The following is a 15,581-nucleotide window of genomic DNA, read 5'->3' on the forward strand; positions in this document are numbered from 1 at the left end:
CTCTTATAAGTTATTTTTATTTAACAATGTTTCTTTTAGCAAGTTACTGATTGGTTGGAAAATATACATGATAGGCTCCAATGGGCTGATAATTAGAGCATTAAAAACTACAGCAATATTTAAGAATGTCCCCATGAATAACAAAATAGAGAATGTCCAAATTAATTTAGTGCCACCTTTTTTTAATTTTGGAAGTTCAATAACAACAATAACAATTGAAATTATTAATATGCCTAAGGTGATAAACATAGTCAATTTTACTCCTTTAATTTTGAGTTTTGCAAAGTTCCTAACCCCCGTGTATAGACATTAACCTTAACATTTACTTCTACCTCAGGATAAATGGTTTGCCAGTCGTCTTTAATTTTTCTCCATTCTGTAGGATTAGCACGATGAATCGCTTCTCCAAAGCCAAGTACATCTGCCTGATAATTTTCTTGAAATATATTCAGCACTTGATTAATATTTTTTTTAATGTGTTTTTCAGTTTGATTATTAATCCAATCGATCGTTTTTATGTCTGTTAAATCAATATCACATTTCACCTCAGCAACATTTTGAACAATATCAATGTTAATGTTTATAGTCGGTTTGCCGTCCTTAAAAATTCCTTTTGTTTTCGTTTTAGATTGAGTAATTTCGGTTGTTAGCTCTCCATCTGAAGGACAGGAGATAATTTCAATTGTTGATTTAATATTGTCGTTTAAATAACTAAAACTTTTACTGTTATATTCATCGATGTAGCCTAATAATTTATCCTCTTTAAAAATGGCGAGGCCCGTAAACTTAAGTTTTACTGGCGTTTCAATTCTTTCAACATTTGTTTGGTCAATTCCTAAAGTTTTATCCCCTAGAACTTCAATTGCTGATAAAACAAAATACTGATCATTTACTCCTAAATCTGTCACTAAATCTTCAACATCGACTTCTAAAGTAGAGCCCCATGCATCTTGCGTGATTTTAAGAGAATTTAACATCCTACTTGCAGGTATTTTTTCTATGGGAGTTAATACATTTAAGACATCCTTTGCAGTTGCTTGCTGAGAGACAATTATAGTAAAGTCATTTCGAATCTCCTGATCTCTTGCTAGAAAATCAACAGAATCTCGTATACCTTTGTCTGCTAATTCTTCTCCAACAACAACTAGCTGTAAATGGGCAAAATATAATTTTCTTGGAGATAAAGCTAATATTTTTCTAACTGCTTCAAATACAGTTTTTCCTTCGGCATGATAAGTAACTACTGGTGCTTGTCCATTAGCCGATTTTAAAGAGACTTGACTAGGATCAATTACTTGTACCGAAATGGCATATTCACCATCAATAAAGTCTATACCTAGCGCAGCGACAAGAGCTAAATCATTTAATTCACGTTTACTCCAACAACCACTAAGAATTAAAATTAGAAAAATCAATGAAAGAACGATTAAGTTTTTCTTCATAATGTAACCTCATTTAACAGTTAATTATTACTAATTTTTACGCCCTCTAACATTATTAATTTGACTGATCAATCGTGGACGTGTGAGTAAGGAACGTCGTGGAAAAATAATGAGCGCATCTTTTTGATCTTTTGGTATTAAAGGTGCAAATGGGCTCATGTATGGAACACCAAAAGAACGCAAACTACATAGATGGATAATCAAAAGCATAATTCCTACAAAAACTCCAAACAGTCCAAACATAGCTGCTAACACCATTAATGGGAAACGTAAAATACGGATAGAATTGGATAGACCATAGGCTGGGAAAAGAAAACTACAAATGGCTGTCAAAGCAACAATAATAACCATTGCTGCTGATACAATACCTGCCTCAACGGCTGCTTGGCCAATGATTAGTGTTCCGACTATAGAGATTGCGGATCCAATCATTCTAGGCATCCTTAATCCTGCTTCCCTTAACACTTCAAATGCAATTTCCATAATTAAAGCCTCTACAAATGCAGGGAAAGGAACACCTTCTCGCTGTGCATATATACTGATAAGTAGGCGTGTTGGAATCATTTCTTGATGAAAAGTCGTTAGAGAAATATAGAGAGAAGGGGCAACCAAGGCAAGGCTGATACCTAAAAACCGAATAAGTCGAATAAATGAACTGACAAAAGCGCTTTGATAATAATCTTCTGCTGATTGTAAAAAAGAAGTGAATAAAGCAGGTACGATTAAAACAAAAGGTGTACCATCTACTAAAATAGCAATTTTACCTTCAAGCAATTCTCCAGCTATAACATCTGGACGCTCGGAATTATAAACAGTAGGAAATATAGTAAACTTTGAATCTTGAATTAATTGTTCAATATAACCACTCTCCAGAATGCCATCTATGTCAATTCTATCTAATCTTTTGAGCACTTCCTTCACTATTTTTTCATTTGCAATACCATTTATATACATAATGGCTATTTCCGTTTGGGTAACTTCACCAATAACTCTTGTTTTTATCCAAAGATTAGGACTTTTTATTTTGCGTCTAATTAAAGCTGTATTGGTTCGTAATGTCTCGGTAAATGACTCTCTGGGCCCTCTAATAACAGCTTCTGTTACCGGTTCTGTGATAGATCTATCTTTAGAGCTTTTTGTACTTGTAGAGATGCCTATAGCAAGTCCCTCTAATAATAAAACAGTTTCTCCACTTAAAATAGCGTTAAACAATGAAGGGAAATCTGAAACATTTTTTATACTCCCTACAGTTAAGCAATAAGTTTTTAATCGATCTACAATTTCTTGTAAAGGAGTATCTGATGTTACCTCAAAATCAGAGATAATAGATTCTAATATAAAGTCAGTAATCGAGGTATTATCAGCAAGACCATCTGTATAAATAATAGCTATTGGTACTTCTATAGGTTTACCAATCAAAAATTCACGGATAATAATATCATTGCTGTTACCGATTGAGTTTTTAATAGTTTTGATATTTTTCGGGAGAGATGTAGAAAGTGACGTAATGGTTTTATTTTTTAAGAGATTATCGATTTCTGAATTGCTCACTACAATGTCCTCCTTTAGTTTTCTATTTAATAGAATATGCAATAGATAGTGAGTTTATACTAGATTTAATGAAGAGAGGAAGAGTTTAATAGAATTATGTATTTATTTTTTGATAGAAATAAAAAAGCAGTCAACAAAACTCGTTGACTGTTTTAAAAACTTTAGCTGCTTAAAATAGTAGGTTTATCAAATGAAACAATATCAATTATATGGTCTAAACACACAATCTGATAATGGAATAGCTCCTTGTAGGAATATATATCGAGAGCTATAGTCCCTTTACTTATGAAATCTAAATAAGTTGATTTTGTAAAAAGACGTACTGAGTTACCCAAGAAATCATCTTCTTGATTTACAAAATGAAAAGATTCGTCAAAAACAGAGTAGGCTACATATGTATCGAATTCTAAATGTATGACCGGCAAGGTCTTATCAATTTCAATAGGATGGACATCATTAAATGTATTTTCATCAAAACTTACATCCTCGCCTTTTGAACTAATGGAAGCTCTATGAATAGAAATTCTTAAAGAGTTTGTCCCTGGCTCTACTATATTATCTAAAAACAAATAACCTTTCCATTGCATTAAATCTTCATAGTACATAATAATCACCCTTCCAAATTAACAATGAGGTTATGGTCATTTTATAGGTAGAATATTAAAATGTCAATTTAAAATAAGTTGAATAGAAATAAAAATTTATTGTTTATCAATAAAAAAAGATTGATTTAGAATATATTTCGGGTTTATAATTGTTACAGCAAGTTGTAGGAAGAAGCAGTGGAAGAATCAAAACTTTTTACATTAAAATATTTAGAATGGAGGAAATAAGTTATGAAAAAATATATTTTTGCATCAACACCAATTATATTAGGAGTACTTAGTTTTTTAATCTTTATGATGAAAGGGAGTAATGTAGCACCTGATGGTACATTAGAAGAACCATTCTTTCTTATTCCAATAGGATTTTTATTGTTATTTATTGGATTTATATGTGTAGTAGGGGTAGCACTAATTTCGGTTATTAAAAAAACACAATACGTTAAATAATAATATATAAAACAACCAGGTCTGATGTGACCTGGTTGTTTTATATATTTACATATTTATTTTACTCAAAGAAAATATTATTTTTTCAAATTATACTGCTCTCCCCAATCTCTCATAAGTTTTATTATTGGTTCAAGTGTACGACCGAATTCAGTTAGCGAATATTCTACTTTGGGTGGTACTTCTTTAAAGATTTCTCTATGGATTATACCATCCTTCTCTAATTCACGGAGTTGTAACGTTAACATTCTTTGAGTAATATCGGGCATCAAACGTCTAAATTCATTGAAACGCTTCGTTCCTGACATAAGGTGATATAAAATAACACCTTTCCATTTACCACCAATTACCGCAAGTGTTGCTTCAACAGGACATCCATAGGCATCAGGACAAGCTGAATAAGGGTTGATTTGATTACTATCTGTCATTAAAATACCTCCAGATTAATTAGTATAAAAATTGATACTATACAACAAAAATGTGCGTACTTACATTAAATATATCATCGTATTATTATAGCTGACATAAGGAAATAAAAAATGAAGGAAAAAGGAGCAATTTTAATTATGGAAAAAATGAAAGCTGTAGGTTTACATCAATACTTACCTGTTGATCAACCAGAGAGTTTATTAGATTTACAAATTGCAAAGCCAAGTGTTAAAGATAGAGATTTATTAATTAAAGTAAAGGCAGTTTCAGTGAATCCAGTAGATTATAAAGTAAGAACTCCGAAAGAAAAGTTTGAGGACACTCCTAAAATTTTAGGGTGGGATGTGGCAGGCATTGTTGTAGAGTCTGGTCCATTATGTACATTGTTTAAACCAGGTGATGAGGTATATTATGCAGGCGATATAACACGTCAAGGTTGTAATAGTGAATTTCATCTTGTCGATGAGAGGATTGTAGGTCATAAGCCAAAGTCATTAAATTTTGCAGAATCTGCCGCATTACCATTGACTTCAATTACTGCGTATGAGGCCATATTTGATAGAATGAAAGTTAGTAGTTTATCAAATGAAAATAAAAATAAAACAATTTTAATTATTGGTGCAGCTGGTGGGGTAGGTTCTATTGCAATCCAACTAGCTAAATGGGCTGGGCTAACGGTTATAGGTACAGCTTCTAGACAAGAGTCACGTGTTTGGGCTACTGACCTAGGTGCAGACTATATCATAAATCACTATGAGGAATTTATTCCGCAGCTTAAAATAATAGGTTTTGAAGCAGTTGATTATATTCTATGTTTGAATTCGACACAAGAATATTGGGCCAATATGGCCGAGGCTATCGCTCCACAAGGAACAATTTGTTCTATTGTAGAAACAGATGAGCCAATTAATTTGACATTACTTAAAAATAAAAGCGTAACATTTGTGTGGGAGTTTATGTTTACACGATCTATGTATCAGACTGAAGATATGAATGAACAACATAAATTATTAAATAGAATAGCTATTTTAGTTGATAGTAATATTTTAAAAACCACAATATCTGAAATTCTATATCCAATTAATGCAGATAATTTAAGAAAAGCTCACGCTATTCTTGAGAATGGAAAAACTATTGGGAAAATTGTGCTTGAGGGTTTTAAATAAGACATTGTGACTGCCTTTGTTTTTCACCTTCATTGGCAGTATTTTATTCGTGTGATAAATAGAGTGAAGGGCAGAGTAGGCTAACAATCGACTAAATTTAATCGTCATTATTGATGTTTTATTTAAAAGGATTGGTTGCAAGGATAAAACTAATTTATAAAAGGGTTAAGATTTTTCGCATTTTAAATATTAGATAATGTTTATGTATGGATATCTAAAACTGCATTTGATCCAAAGTAATGTTCGGAAATGAGAAAAAGCTGCAACGTCCTCGCACGTTACAGCTTAGATATAGATGTTAATTATTCATATCTTTAAGGCCTATGCTGTGTTCATTTGGCATCTCTGGCATAACTGGTACTGGGAATCCTTCAGGTGGAGGAGTCACATTTAGATCTCCACCATTTCTACTTGGAGTTTGTCCTTGGAATATTTCACCGATACGAGTTGGAGCTAATGCGTTTCTTTGCCTCTAAAATTAGAGCTTTGGAAAAAGTATTGCATCATGGTTCTCATTTCCCATAATGACCACCTAGTATTTCTTGCATGACACGTGCTGCTTGTGGATCTGGTATGTCAGGTTTAATAATGTTAATTAATTCTTCTTTGTAATCATACATTTTAATTCCTCGATTCGGGGAAATTGGCTTTATTTTTCAGGGTAATCTACATGCAATGGTGGTGGTACAAGCCAACCTTTATTTTTGTTGAGACGCAGTAGTTTAGCACCGATAAGAGCTTTTGCAGTATGGAATTGGCCATACATTAAAGCAATATCCTCTCGAGTGGAAGTGCCCATTGCCTGACTACATGCAACTAATCCAGCAGCTAGGTCTACTGACAGTGCAGCACTAATTTCTGGATCATTAAATTTAGCACCAGGAGGGATATCTTCCATTCTTGCTACAGGTCGTTCAGGTGAAGCAGGTGGTAAAGCAACACCATTCGTTTTTAGAATTTTTTCTAATTGTTTTACTTCATCCCTACATGTTTCGATGATATCTTCAATAATTTTTTTAAGATCTTCATCCCCAGCGTGATTATAAAACGTTTGATAGCCCGAAATCATACCATAGTCTGCAATTAAACTTAACCAGACACTAAATACTTCACCATAATGCAATGGTTCATCTTTTGGATTTCCACCAAGAATACCCATAATAACACTTCCTTTTCTTGTTTTTCGCCATTAAAAGCAAGGTTAGTATGGATGAAATAATAATTACCATTCAATTTTTAATAAAATATTTAAGGGTTTGAGGTAATAAAATGAACTAAAAAGGACCAACTTCTATACAGAAAGTGATCAAGTAATTAAGTAAATGTTAGGAGCAACAATACCTAGATTTATATTATGTATCCAAAGCTGACTATGATAGGCGGTTACTTTATCAAAAAAGTCACAGCAAGTGAAATCTCTGCAGTTCCTTTAACGGATTTAAGTATGACTTCCTCAGCCGTTATCTTGATAGAAATAGACATAACTCTTATGCGTTGGTAATGTAGAGAAAGATATAAGTAGTGATATGGTTTACTTACTTGAAACTAATTGTGCAGTGAATCAAAATGGAGAGACTAATATAAAGCTTTGCAATAGCGGTAACAAGTAGGCAGGTGATAAATTGGTATTCGTAGTATTAGATAAGGAGTAAAACTATGAATGAATTTAATGAAATATTAACATATGTAAATGAATTACTTTATGAACCTAATCAATTAATTATAAAAAAACATCCGAGAGGAAACTCAAAATTCTGAGTACGGGGCTGGGATATTTCAGTTGAATTTTAAATCTGTTAGATTTAGAGTGGCAAAAATAACACCTACCAAGGTAGGCCAATTTGTTTCCTTTTGGGAAAAGGATGAAGCTAATAAAAACCAAGCATTCTCATATGATAATGCCACTGATTTACTAGTAATAAACACTTTTAATAATAGTGGTGATTTTGGCCAATTTGTTTTTCCAAAAGAAGTTCTTTTAAAACAAAAGATCCTTAAAAACGTTAATTCAAAGGGAAAAATGGCAATCACCATATTTTGTTAAAATAGACGCTAGTACTAGTTTTCCAAACCATGAGCTATTAAAATTATACTCCTTCTAAAATTAGATATCTTTAACTGTGTCATTCAAATATTTACTATACATTTCGAGTTCATATATAGCTTATTCAACAATCGGGTGCGTTTATTTAGGAACGCGTTTTTTTAGTGCCAAATTGTGGAGGAACGCAGTCTAAAGTCATTAAATGCAGCATTAAACTATTCGTATAGATTACTTCTATTACCTATAAGAACGAGCTTTTTTAAAAACTCACTTTACAAAGTATATCAAAAGTGTAAAATTACACTTTAATACAACTTATGTATATTTACAATAAAACATAAGATAAATGGAGTGGGATGATGAAGAAGACGATTGTTTTAGGTATATTTGTTGTTAGTTTATCGGTAAATTTTTATATGTTCGGGAAATGGCTTTTTTTGGATCTATGGTACGAGCCAACTGAGGAAGAACAAATTTTTTTAAATCAAATGGCTCAGTTAACAGTTGAGAGCGAGGATTACCAACATATAGCGAAATATTCGAACGTCATTGCCCTTGCACCTTATATAAACAAAAGTACAGGTGGACATTTTCCATTCAATATGGAGATTGAGGTTAAAACCACTAAAAAAACATTTATTTTTACATGTGAGGATGCTACTTGTTCGAAGATGCACATGGGAGGGGAATACCTCACTACTTATACAGATGAAGATTTACTACTGCCCTTTAAAATATCAAATTAAAGTAAAGTCTAAAGTCTCGAATGCTTTTAAAGTATTCGAGGCTACTTGTGTTTATCATTTTCCGACAGAAGAATCCTCCTTCCCAGTCTTCAACAAACGGGCGAGGTTGTTGAACAACATTGATAGAAAATGAACCAAACTCTCTAATTAAATTCTTAATAAAGATCAATCTTTGAATTCGAAGTTATGATATCATCCACGAGTGTTTCTAATGGCGATAAAGATGCTAAAGCCTGTTATCAATTGGTAATGGGCTTTTTAAATGTACAGTCCAATAAGCGTAAAATCACATTTTATTGCTATTAAATTTTTTAATGACAGTTGCTAAAATGGCGAGCATCAAAACGATGACACTATTGATCAATAAAAAGTACCCTATTTGCATGCCATAAAACAACGCAAAAGGATCGCGAATAACCATTATCGCTAAAGTCCCACCAATTGCACCAAAGAAGACTGCTAGTAGTAATAGTATGAACGCGGAAACATAAAGATTATTCTTTTTTCTGTACGCTATAAACGCAATCATATTCGCAATAATGATAAACAAGACCATAAGTATTATGAAAAACCTATCCATATGACGCCCTCCTTCATAAACAAACACACCATTAATACGATTGTTGAACTATTCTGCACCGATGGTTGAAAGATAAGCCTTCTTTTAACTTCGGAAGCGGGATTTTCCATTTTACATCTATTTACTTAAATACGCTTACAAAGAGTATAAGTTCCATTATAAAACAATTCACCTATCTAAAAAGGATGGACATGGCTAATGACGACGCAGTGTTACAAAGGCGTATCAAGATTTTTATCTACAGCAGAAAATGACGTGGTACTACGCTATGTTAATATTGCTCTTCAAGCACAAGTAGAAAATTATTAAAGCCCAGGCACTGCATTAATTTTGAGCCTGGGCTATTTGTGTATTTTCTTAAAAAGTTGACCATTCTATTATGGATAGGAGTGAAACAATGAACGATATAGGCTACTTACAAATAGCTATTGAAACAATTATAACTTTTTTTGTCCTTCTGGCTCTTACACGTCTTTTAGGAAAAAAACAATTAAGTCATTTAACTTTTTTTAATTATGTAACAGGAATAACAATAGGGTCCATGGCTGCAAATATGGTTATTCTTAGTACAAAAGATTACACAAAGGATTTACTTAGCCTAGTAATTTGGTGTTTACTTACTATAATTATTAGTTATATAAGTCTTAAGTCAGGGAAAATTAGAGTAATCCTTGATGGTCAACCTACAATTATTATAAAACATGGAAAGATAGACAGAAAAGCATTAAAAAGAACAGGTGTGAATATCGATGACCTAACGATGCTGATTAGGCAAAATCAAATCTTTTCAATAACAGAAATTGATTTCGCCATACTAGAACCCGATGGTAGACTTAGTATTCTCAAAAAGCCTGAATATCAAGGGACACAAAAAAGTGACTTAAACATATATCCTTCGCCACCCACTTATTTACCGATTGAAATAATTACGGATGGAAAATTATTACCTAAAAATTTATTAGAAGTTGGTAAAAGTAGAGATTGGTTAAAAAATGAATTAAGCAGGGCCCATATAAAAGAGATAGATGAAGTATTTTATGCTGAGATTCAATCTGATGGAAGCTTATTTATACAAAAATTCTAAACAAAAGTAACCAGTCACTCAATGGAGTACCTGGTTATTTTTTTGAAGCTCACGCAGCAGCCAGTAAAAAAACAATCGAAGGCTAGCTACGAAAGTAATAAAATATAGCTATTTTTATTGACCTTCCCCTTACAGGAAACATTATATTTAAAGTAATTGATTAAAGGAGGTGATGATTATGCTTTCAATTGGTGAATTCTCGAAAATATCACATCTTACGTTGAAGACACTTCGATACTATGATGAAATTGAGCTTTTAAAGCCTGCTTCCATAGACAGTCAAAATAACTATCGCTACTATCATCTTTCCCAATTAAAAACGGCTCTATTGATTACGCGATTAAAAAACTATTTATTTTCGCTTGAAGCAATCAAAGATATTTTAGCAAATTTGGAAGATACGGACTTTTTAAACGCTAAAATGCAAACCAAGCAAGAAAAATTAACAAAACATATAACTGATTATTGTTCGCTATTAAAGAAATTAGAGCTTGATATTCAACGCTTAAATAAAGCGGAACATATCATGGGTTACTTAGATAAAATAGAGATTAAACTTATGAATCACTTGACCTTTCATATATTATCTCAACGAAAACAAATGAATACCGCTGATTTTCTATTACACTTTAATGAATTATTGAGTAGAGCTTTGTTTGCAAATTTAGCACCTATTGCGAAACCACTTGCCATTTTTCATAGCGCAGAATATGTACCAGAAAAATATGATGTAGAAATAGCAATTCCCTTGGCAGAGGCCACACATGAAACAAAAGTGTTTAACCCCGGTCTTTGCGCAATGGCAACGCTTACTGGCTCTTATGATGAATTACCGTCTATTCATACAAAGCTACATATGTGGATTAAAGATAATCACTATAATCTGAATGGTGCGCCGTTTGAAGTTTATCAAACGAATCCATATAGTACATCGGAGGAAAATAATATTGTAGAAGTATATTTTCCTATCCAATAAGAAGTTGAAGGAGTGTAATACAATGTATGGCATTAACCAGCCAACGATAAAAGAAAAAATCTTGATTGTAGTTGCTGAAATGATCTATCTGGTCATTGCATATTATTTACTTTTCATTACTTATGACAAATCAGGCATTGCACTAGGGCTTTTTATTGCTTTGATTATTACAGCTTTACGATTAACGGCTATGATGTTTATTTGGTTGACTAGAGGCATAGCATGGCAAGAAGCTATTATGAACAGTATGGCTTTTGGGATCTATTATTTAGGCTTCCCAATCTTAATGATTACTAGTAATCAAGATCCAAATGTAGTTGTCCTTATTTTAGGTTGGGTATTATTTGTAGGAGGAAGTATGCTAAACACCGTTTCAGAGTTGTTAAGAAAGCCTTTTAAAGACAATCCTGATAATCAAGGAATGCTATATACTGGAGGATTATTTAAATATGCAATTCATATTAATTATCTAGGGGATTGCCTCTGGGTATTAGGTTTAGCGCTCATCTCTAACAATATTTATAGTTTACTTATACCACTTGGTCTAATTTTAGTATTTGTATTTGGATATATTCCTAAATCCGACGATTATTTACAGAGCAAGTATGGAGAACAATTTACAGTATATAAATTGAAAACAAAAAAGTTAATTCCGTTTATCTGGTAAATCCAAAACAAGCGTTTCAAACAGAGCAAGATCACCCTTTAACTTGGGACATTTGCCTATTTTTATTCTATAAAAAATAATTACTAATATGTACCATTAACGGGTTTTGCTTGTTGCTTCGCATATTTGGATTAGCTAGTTCTTCGTCTTACAAAGATAAAAAAGCTGCGGCTTTTAATAAACGCCACAGCTAATAAAAAGTGCGTGCGAGGCACCAATATCAATGTATGCAATGGAATGTTACTTATTACTTTTAATCATTTTAGCTAGGATGAGATGTTTTAAAAGAAAGGAATTAAGAAGAAATGAACTTGTCATAATAAAAAACAAAAGCCACTTTAAATCTCTTCAGCTTCTTTAGTAGAGAAAAACAATATGGAGTTCATTTTATACTTCAAAAAGCTTACTGAACAATAACTTTGAGGGAGGACTTTATAAAAAAGAATATAAATACAACCGGCAAAGGCTGCCGGTTGTGGATGATGAGTAAATTTACTTTGTATTGTTTTCGTTTGAAAATCGACCTGACGCAAATTTTTTGTTAGTTTCAGCTTGTTGAATTTGCTGTCTGATTTCATTAACATCCGTCTCATTTCCGAATTCTTGGCTCATCGAATTCGTTGAACCAGAAGCTTGCATTTTCTTAGCTTCAGCTTGTTGGATTTGTTGTTTAATTTGATTTACATCAGTTTCATTTCCAAATTCCTGGCTCATGGCATTTGGAGTTTTTGAGTTAAAGTTTTGATTGTTGTTCGCCATTATAAATCACCTCCTGTAATTAGTGTGTACAGAAGGTGTATTTATATCCGTTTTTTTCTAAAGCTTATACGTTTAAAGGTTTCGACCTAATCAGCAGCTTGGCTAGTAGAGGGTGAAACAAAGTAATAATTTAAATAGCGCAACTCATAAATATTGTAGATAGCTTAATAGAAATGACCAGCAAAGCTAATTTAGTCATGCTGGTCATTTTAAGTTACGTCGTTAATTATAGGTCTTAAGCCTGAAAGGGGATAAGTCTATCATTGTATTTACGAACATAGTATACTACGATATTCTATTTATAGAAAATATTTCTTTTTTCTAAGAAATATTTTCTTAAAATCTATTACTTCACTAAGGAGGAAATTTTTTTCATGAAAAATAAATTATCCGGGGTGTTAGCTGCTACTTTAGCGTTAACGATAAGCCTACCAACAGGGGCTATGGCAGTTTCTGACAATCAGACTACGGTTGTAGTGAGCCAAGAAGTTGCTAACCATAAACTGAAAAAAATTGCAGCAGAGAAGGCAAATCTACTCACGCAGTCCTATGAGACGACTAGTGTGCAGTATGCGCTAATTGATAATGGTAAAGTTATTTTGTCGGGTCAAGCAGGCAAGAACGATATGGAAGGAAAACAGCCGCTGACTAAAAATACCCTTTACGGGATTGGTTCAGTTAGTAAAATCTATACAACGGCGGCTGTGATGAAATTGGTCGACGAAGGAAAAGTTGATTTAGATGTTCCAGTCGTTCATTATGTTCCTGATTTTCAGATGAAAGACGAGCGTTACAAACGCATTACGCCACGTATGCTGCTGAACCACTCCTCCGGCTTGCAAGGTACTGGGTACGGTAATAGCTTTTTATTTGATGATAATGATACGTATGCCCATGATAATTTGTTGCGACAATTGTCCAACCAGAGCTTAAAAGCGGACCCTGGTGCATTCTCGGTATACTGCAACGACGGCTTTACACTGGCTGAGATTATGGTGGAAAAAGTAAGTGGAATGAGCTTTACCGAATTTATACATCAGCAGTTTACGGAACCCTTAAAGCTCAATCATACGAAAACACCGCAGAACACAGGGAAAAATGACAAGTTTGCTGGACTTTATTTTCCAACATACGAAGGGCAGCTTCCTGCTGAATCGGTGAATGTGATTGGAACGGGAGGAATCTCATCCACAGCAGAAGATATGGTGCGTTTTTCACAAATATTTATGGGACATGAAAAAGGAATTCTCTCTGATAAGGCAGTCAAGGCAATGGAGCAAGAGGAATATAAAAAAGGAATGTGGCCAGGAGATGGAGATAATATTATCAACTATGGTCTTGGCTGGGATAGTGTGAAACTATATCCATTCAGTGAATACGGGATAAAGGGCTTGGCTAAAGGTGGAGATACAGGACTACAACATGCTTCATTGGTCGTACTTCCTGAGCAGAAGATGGCAGTGGCTGTGTTGTCATCTGGCGGTAGTAGCTCTACAAATCAACTGATGGCGACAGAAATACTGCTCGCTGCGCTTAAAGAAAAAGGCGTAATAAAGGATATCAAGCCGAACAAATCCTTTGGCAAGCCGGTCAAGGCCAAGATGCCTGAAGATATAGCAAAGAAAGCGGGTTTTTACGGCAATAGTTTCAGTCATTTCAACATAGAAATTACGAAGAATGGAGAACTACTCTTACCCGGTAATTCAGAAGAAAAATATGTCTATACTGCAGATGGAAGCTTCATTCATGAGACAGGCACTTCCAAGCTCTACTTCATTAAAGAAAAGAATGACCGAACATATTTAGTGGAGAGCTCATTTATTTCGTTACCGGGTTTAGGGCAAGTAGCGGTTACTCAATATTTAGCCGAGAAACTAGAAGACAATATGCTATCGAAGGAAACGACTGTCGCATGGGCACAAAGGGAAGGGGTTAAGTATTATCTCGTAAACGAAAAATATAGTTCTGCGCTATATCTCTTACCAATGATGCTGACAACACAAATTAATCGTAATGAAGATCTAGATGGCTATTGGAATGGCAGAAAAATTACAGGTCCAAACACGGCTGCGCATCAGCTTCAGATCCCTGTATCGGCAGGTCGTGATACGTCGGAAGCTCGTTTCTATACAGAAGGTGGTAATGAATATATGGAGATGGGCGGATTGTTATACGTAAGTGGGTCCAACGTAAAATCACTTGATGCAGATCAAACATCCAAAGTGAAGTTACAAGCAAGTGGGCATGCAAAATGGTTTACGATCCCGCAAGCGGCAGCAGGGAAAACGATGACAGTGTCATTACCAGCAAAAAGTTCGTTCGCAGTGTATGATGAGGAAGGACTATACGTCAATTTTACTGTTGTGAGCGGCAATAACAAAGTAAAGCTGCCGAAGAACGGAACGGTTGTATTTGCGGGTGCACCGAACTCGGAGTTTACAATCACGTTGAACTAGTTCTAATACAATCGGATGGGTATTCTGAGTATACATGTAAACCACTGCCCACATGATAACATTCTTATTTTATGCCATGAAATAGATAGAAGATAAGAATTAATACACACAAAATCACTCATTTGAAAAATAATGAGTGATTTTCATTTTATTCTTATATTAATAGTGAAAAGATACAACTACTGAACTTCATTTTCTAATATTCCATAGAAGCATCCTACACATTGCAAGATATGGTCAATTGATTTTGGGAGGGAAGTAAATTAAAAAATTGAGCCATTTCCATAATAAGAAATTTCATAATGGGCAATTAGAATAAGGGTACAAAATGGGATACGCGAAGCTAAACCATATGGCTTAACACTATTATTTATATGATTTTTTTTCTGTGATTTTTAGTTAATTGTCTTTAAATAAAAATTATATGGTCTCCATTGTATTGTAAATTTACAGGACCACCTTCTAATTTAGGAAGTGGTCAAGATGAAAGAAAAAATTAGGAGAGCCTAGTATCTGGGAATAGGATGTTCTAAGTGTTATTTATGTATCAAAAGTTTTGTGATAGAAGCGTTCAACTCAGATAGACGTTCTAGAAATAAGAGCTGTAGCGGTACACACGCTACAGCTCG

The 15,581-nt window shown here is 33.7% G+C and carries 16 protein-coding genes and 1 pseudogene; 8 read left to right on the top strand and 9 right to left on the bottom strand.

Translation table 11 applies throughout. From position 1 onward, the window contains the following. Positions 1-3: 3 nt before the first annotated feature. The 4 genes from C9J29_RS11350 to C9J29_RS11365 all read right to left on the bottom strand — a co-directional run bounded on the left by C9J29_RS11350 (position 4) and on the right by C9J29_RS11365 (position 3,598). A complete protein-coding gene (locus tag C9J29_RS11350) occupies positions 4-249 on the bottom strand; it encodes a hypothetical protein (protein WP_089984630.1) in 246 nt (81 codons plus the stop codon). A gap of 8 nt (positions 250-257) precedes the next feature. Beyond that, positions 258-1,442, bottom strand: a complete 1,185-nt coding sequence (locus C9J29_RS11355; protein ID WP_107922195.1) for a Ger(x)C family spore germination protein — start codon at positions 1,440-1,442, stop codon at positions 258-260. 30 nt (positions 1,443-1,472) lie between these two features. Further along, positions 1,473-2,993, bottom strand: a complete 1,521-nt coding sequence (locus C9J29_RS11360; RefSeq protein ID WP_107922196.1) for a spore germination protein — start codon at positions 2,991-2,993, stop codon at positions 1,473-1,475. 161 nt (positions 2,994-3,154) lie between these two features. Continuing rightward, complete coding sequence (locus tag C9J29_RS11365) at positions 3,155-3,598, bottom strand: hypothetical protein (protein ID WP_089984623.1); 444 nt, start codon at positions 3,596-3,598, stop codon at positions 3,155-3,157. Between the two features lie 231 nt (positions 3,599-3,829). Here C9J29_RS11365 and C9J29_RS11370 point away from each other — a divergent pair, with 231 nt between their 5' ends. Then, positions 3,830-4,045, top strand: coding sequence for a DUF3955 domain-containing protein (locus C9J29_RS11370; RefSeq protein ID WP_008174967.1), 216 nt, complete (start codon positions 3,830-3,832; stop codon positions 4,043-4,045). A gap of 77 nt (positions 4,046-4,122) precedes the next feature. On the opposite strand, the gene C9J29_RS11375 is transcribed toward C9J29_RS11370, so the two are convergent. After that, positions 4,123-4,473, bottom strand: coding sequence for a winged helix-turn-helix transcriptional regulator (locus C9J29_RS11375; RefSeq protein ID WP_008174966.1), 351 nt, complete (start codon positions 4,471-4,473; stop codon positions 4,123-4,125). Between the two features lie 111 nt (positions 4,474-4,584). On the opposite strand from C9J29_RS11375, the gene C9J29_RS11380 reads away from it, so the two are divergent. Next, positions 4,585-5,640, top strand: a complete 1,056-nt coding sequence (locus tag C9J29_RS11380; RefSeq protein ID WP_089984621.1) for a zinc-binding alcohol dehydrogenase family protein — start codon at positions 4,585-4,587, stop codon at positions 5,638-5,640. A gap of 462 nt (positions 5,641-6,102) precedes the next feature. Here C9J29_RS11380 and C9J29_RS25145 read toward each other — a convergent pair. Both C9J29_RS25145 and C9J29_RS11390 read right to left on the bottom strand, forming a co-directional pair. After that, positions 6,103-6,260 (bottom strand): annotated as a pseudogene (locus C9J29_RS25145) (manganese catalase family protein); the annotation flags it as partial. A 29-nt stretch (positions 6,261-6,289) separates the two neighbouring features. Continuing rightward, positions 6,290-6,799, bottom strand: a complete 510-nt coding sequence (locus C9J29_RS11390) for a DUF3231 family protein (protein ID WP_008174960.1) — start codon at positions 6,797-6,799, stop codon at positions 6,290-6,292. A 621-nt stretch (positions 6,800-7,420) separates the two neighbouring features. Between C9J29_RS11390 and C9J29_RS25150 the strand changes: the two genes are divergently transcribed. Together C9J29_RS25150 and C9J29_RS11400 are read left to right on the top strand one after the other, a co-directional pair. Next, positions 7,421-7,684 (top strand): MepB family protein, encoded by a 264-nt coding sequence (locus tag C9J29_RS25150; protein ID WP_371861931.1) that lies wholly within the window; start codon positions 7,421-7,423, stop codon positions 7,682-7,684. 359 nt (positions 7,685-8,043) lie between these two features. Then, positions 8,044-8,430: a hypothetical protein gene (locus C9J29_RS11400; RefSeq protein ID WP_052301725.1), complete on the top strand. Its 387-nt coding sequence runs from the start codon at positions 8,044-8,046 to the stop codon at positions 8,428-8,430. 286 nt (positions 8,431-8,716) lie between these two features. On the opposite strand, the gene C9J29_RS11405 is transcribed toward C9J29_RS11400, so the two are convergent. Then, positions 8,717-9,010, bottom strand: coding sequence for a hypothetical protein (locus C9J29_RS11405; protein WP_043989851.1), 294 nt, complete (start codon positions 9,008-9,010; stop codon positions 8,717-8,719). A 397-nt stretch (positions 9,011-9,407) separates the two neighbouring features. Between C9J29_RS11405 and C9J29_RS11410 the strand changes: the two genes are divergently transcribed. The 3 genes from C9J29_RS11410 to C9J29_RS11420 all read left to right on the top strand — a co-directional run bounded on the left by C9J29_RS11410 (position 9,408) and on the right by C9J29_RS11420 (position 11,737). After that, positions 9,408-10,094 carry a DUF421 domain-containing protein gene (locus C9J29_RS11410; protein ID WP_090001642.1) on the top strand — a complete coding sequence of 229 codons (687 nt, stop codon included), beginning with the start codon at positions 9,408-9,410 and terminating at the stop codon, positions 10,092-10,094. Between the two features lie 178 nt (positions 10,095-10,272). Further along, on the top strand, positions 10,273-11,070 hold the full coding sequence (locus C9J29_RS11415; protein ID WP_090001640.1) for a MerR family transcriptional regulator: 798 nt from the start codon (positions 10,273-10,275) through the stop codon (positions 11,068-11,070). Positions 11,071-11,092: 22 nt separating this feature from the next. Further along, on the top strand, positions 11,093-11,737 hold the full coding sequence (locus tag C9J29_RS11420; RefSeq protein ID WP_089984610.1) for a DUF1295 domain-containing protein: 645 nt from the start codon (positions 11,093-11,095) through the stop codon (positions 11,735-11,737). Positions 11,738-12,229: 492 nt separating this feature from the next. Here the strand turns inward: C9J29_RS11420 and C9J29_RS11425 are convergent, their stop codons facing one another. Then, complete coding sequence (locus tag C9J29_RS11425) at positions 12,230-12,496, bottom strand: gamma-type small acid-soluble spore protein (RefSeq protein ID WP_008174944.1); 267 nt, start codon at positions 12,494-12,496, stop codon at positions 12,230-12,232. A 374-nt stretch (positions 12,497-12,870) separates the two neighbouring features. Here C9J29_RS11425 and C9J29_RS11430 point away from each other — a divergent pair, with 374 nt between their 5' ends. After that, positions 12,871-14,952 carry a serine hydrolase domain-containing protein gene (locus C9J29_RS11430; protein WP_090001638.1) on the top strand — a complete coding sequence of 694 codons (2,082 nt, stop codon included), beginning with the start codon at positions 12,871-12,873 and terminating at the stop codon, positions 14,950-14,952. Positions 14,953-15,581 lie beyond the last annotated feature (629 nt).

The sequence above is a fragment of the Lysinibacillus fusiformis genome (assembly GCF_003049525.1).
Lineage (GTDB): Bacteria > Bacillota > Bacilli > Bacillales_A > Planococcaceae > Lysinibacillus > Lysinibacillus fusiformis.

Bases quoted from the DNA above. Each gene is read 5' to 3' on its own strand.
- C9J29_RS11430 (WP_090001638.1), top strand. From the start codon at position 12,871: ATGAAAAATAAATTATCCGGGGTGTTAGCTGCTACTTTAGCGTTAACG.
- C9J29_RS11370 (WP_008174967.1), top strand. From the start codon at position 3,830: ATGAAAAAATATATTTTTGCATCAACACCAATTATATTAGGAGTACTT.
- C9J29_RS11400 (WP_052301725.1), top strand. From the start codon at position 8,044: ATGAAGAAGACGATTGTTTTAGGTATATTTGTTGTTAGTTTATCGGTA.
- C9J29_RS11405 (WP_043989851.1), bottom strand. From the start codon at position 9,010: ATGGATAGGTTTTTCATAATACTTATGGTCTTGTTTATCATTATTGCG.
- C9J29_RS11425 (WP_008174944.1), bottom strand. From the start codon at position 12,496: ATGGCGAACAACAATCAAAACTTTAACTCAAAAACTCCAAATGCCATG.
- C9J29_RS11380 (WP_089984621.1), top strand. From the start codon at position 4,585: ATGAAGGAAAAAGGAGCAATTTTAATTATGGAAAAAATGAAAGCTGTA.
- C9J29_RS11365 (WP_089984623.1), bottom strand. From the start codon at position 3,598: ATGTACTATGAAGATTTAATGCAATGGAAAGGTTATTTGTTTTTAGAT.
- C9J29_RS11420 (WP_089984610.1), top strand. From the start codon at position 11,093: ATGTATGGCATTAACCAGCCAACGATAAAAGAAAAAATCTTGATTGTA.
- C9J29_RS11350 (WP_089984630.1), bottom strand. From the start codon at position 249: ATGTTTATCACCTTAGGCATATTAATAATTTCAATTGTTATTGTTGTT.
- C9J29_RS11375 (WP_008174966.1), bottom strand. From the start codon at position 4,473: ATGACAGATAGTAATCAAATCAACCCTTATTCAGCTTGTCCTGATGCC.
- C9J29_RS11410 (WP_090001642.1), top strand. From the start codon at position 9,408: ATGAACGATATAGGCTACTTACAAATAGCTATTGAAACAATTATAACT.
- C9J29_RS11390 (WP_008174960.1), bottom strand. From the start codon at position 6,799: ATGGGTATTCTTGGTGGAAATCCAAAAGATGAACCATTGCATTATGGT.
- C9J29_RS11415 (WP_090001640.1), top strand. From the start codon at position 10,273: ATGCTTTCAATTGGTGAATTCTCGAAAATATCACATCTTACGTTGAAG.
- C9J29_RS11355 (WP_107922195.1), bottom strand. From the start codon at position 1,442: ATGAAGAAAAACTTAATCGTTCTTTCATTGATTTTTCTAATTTTAATT.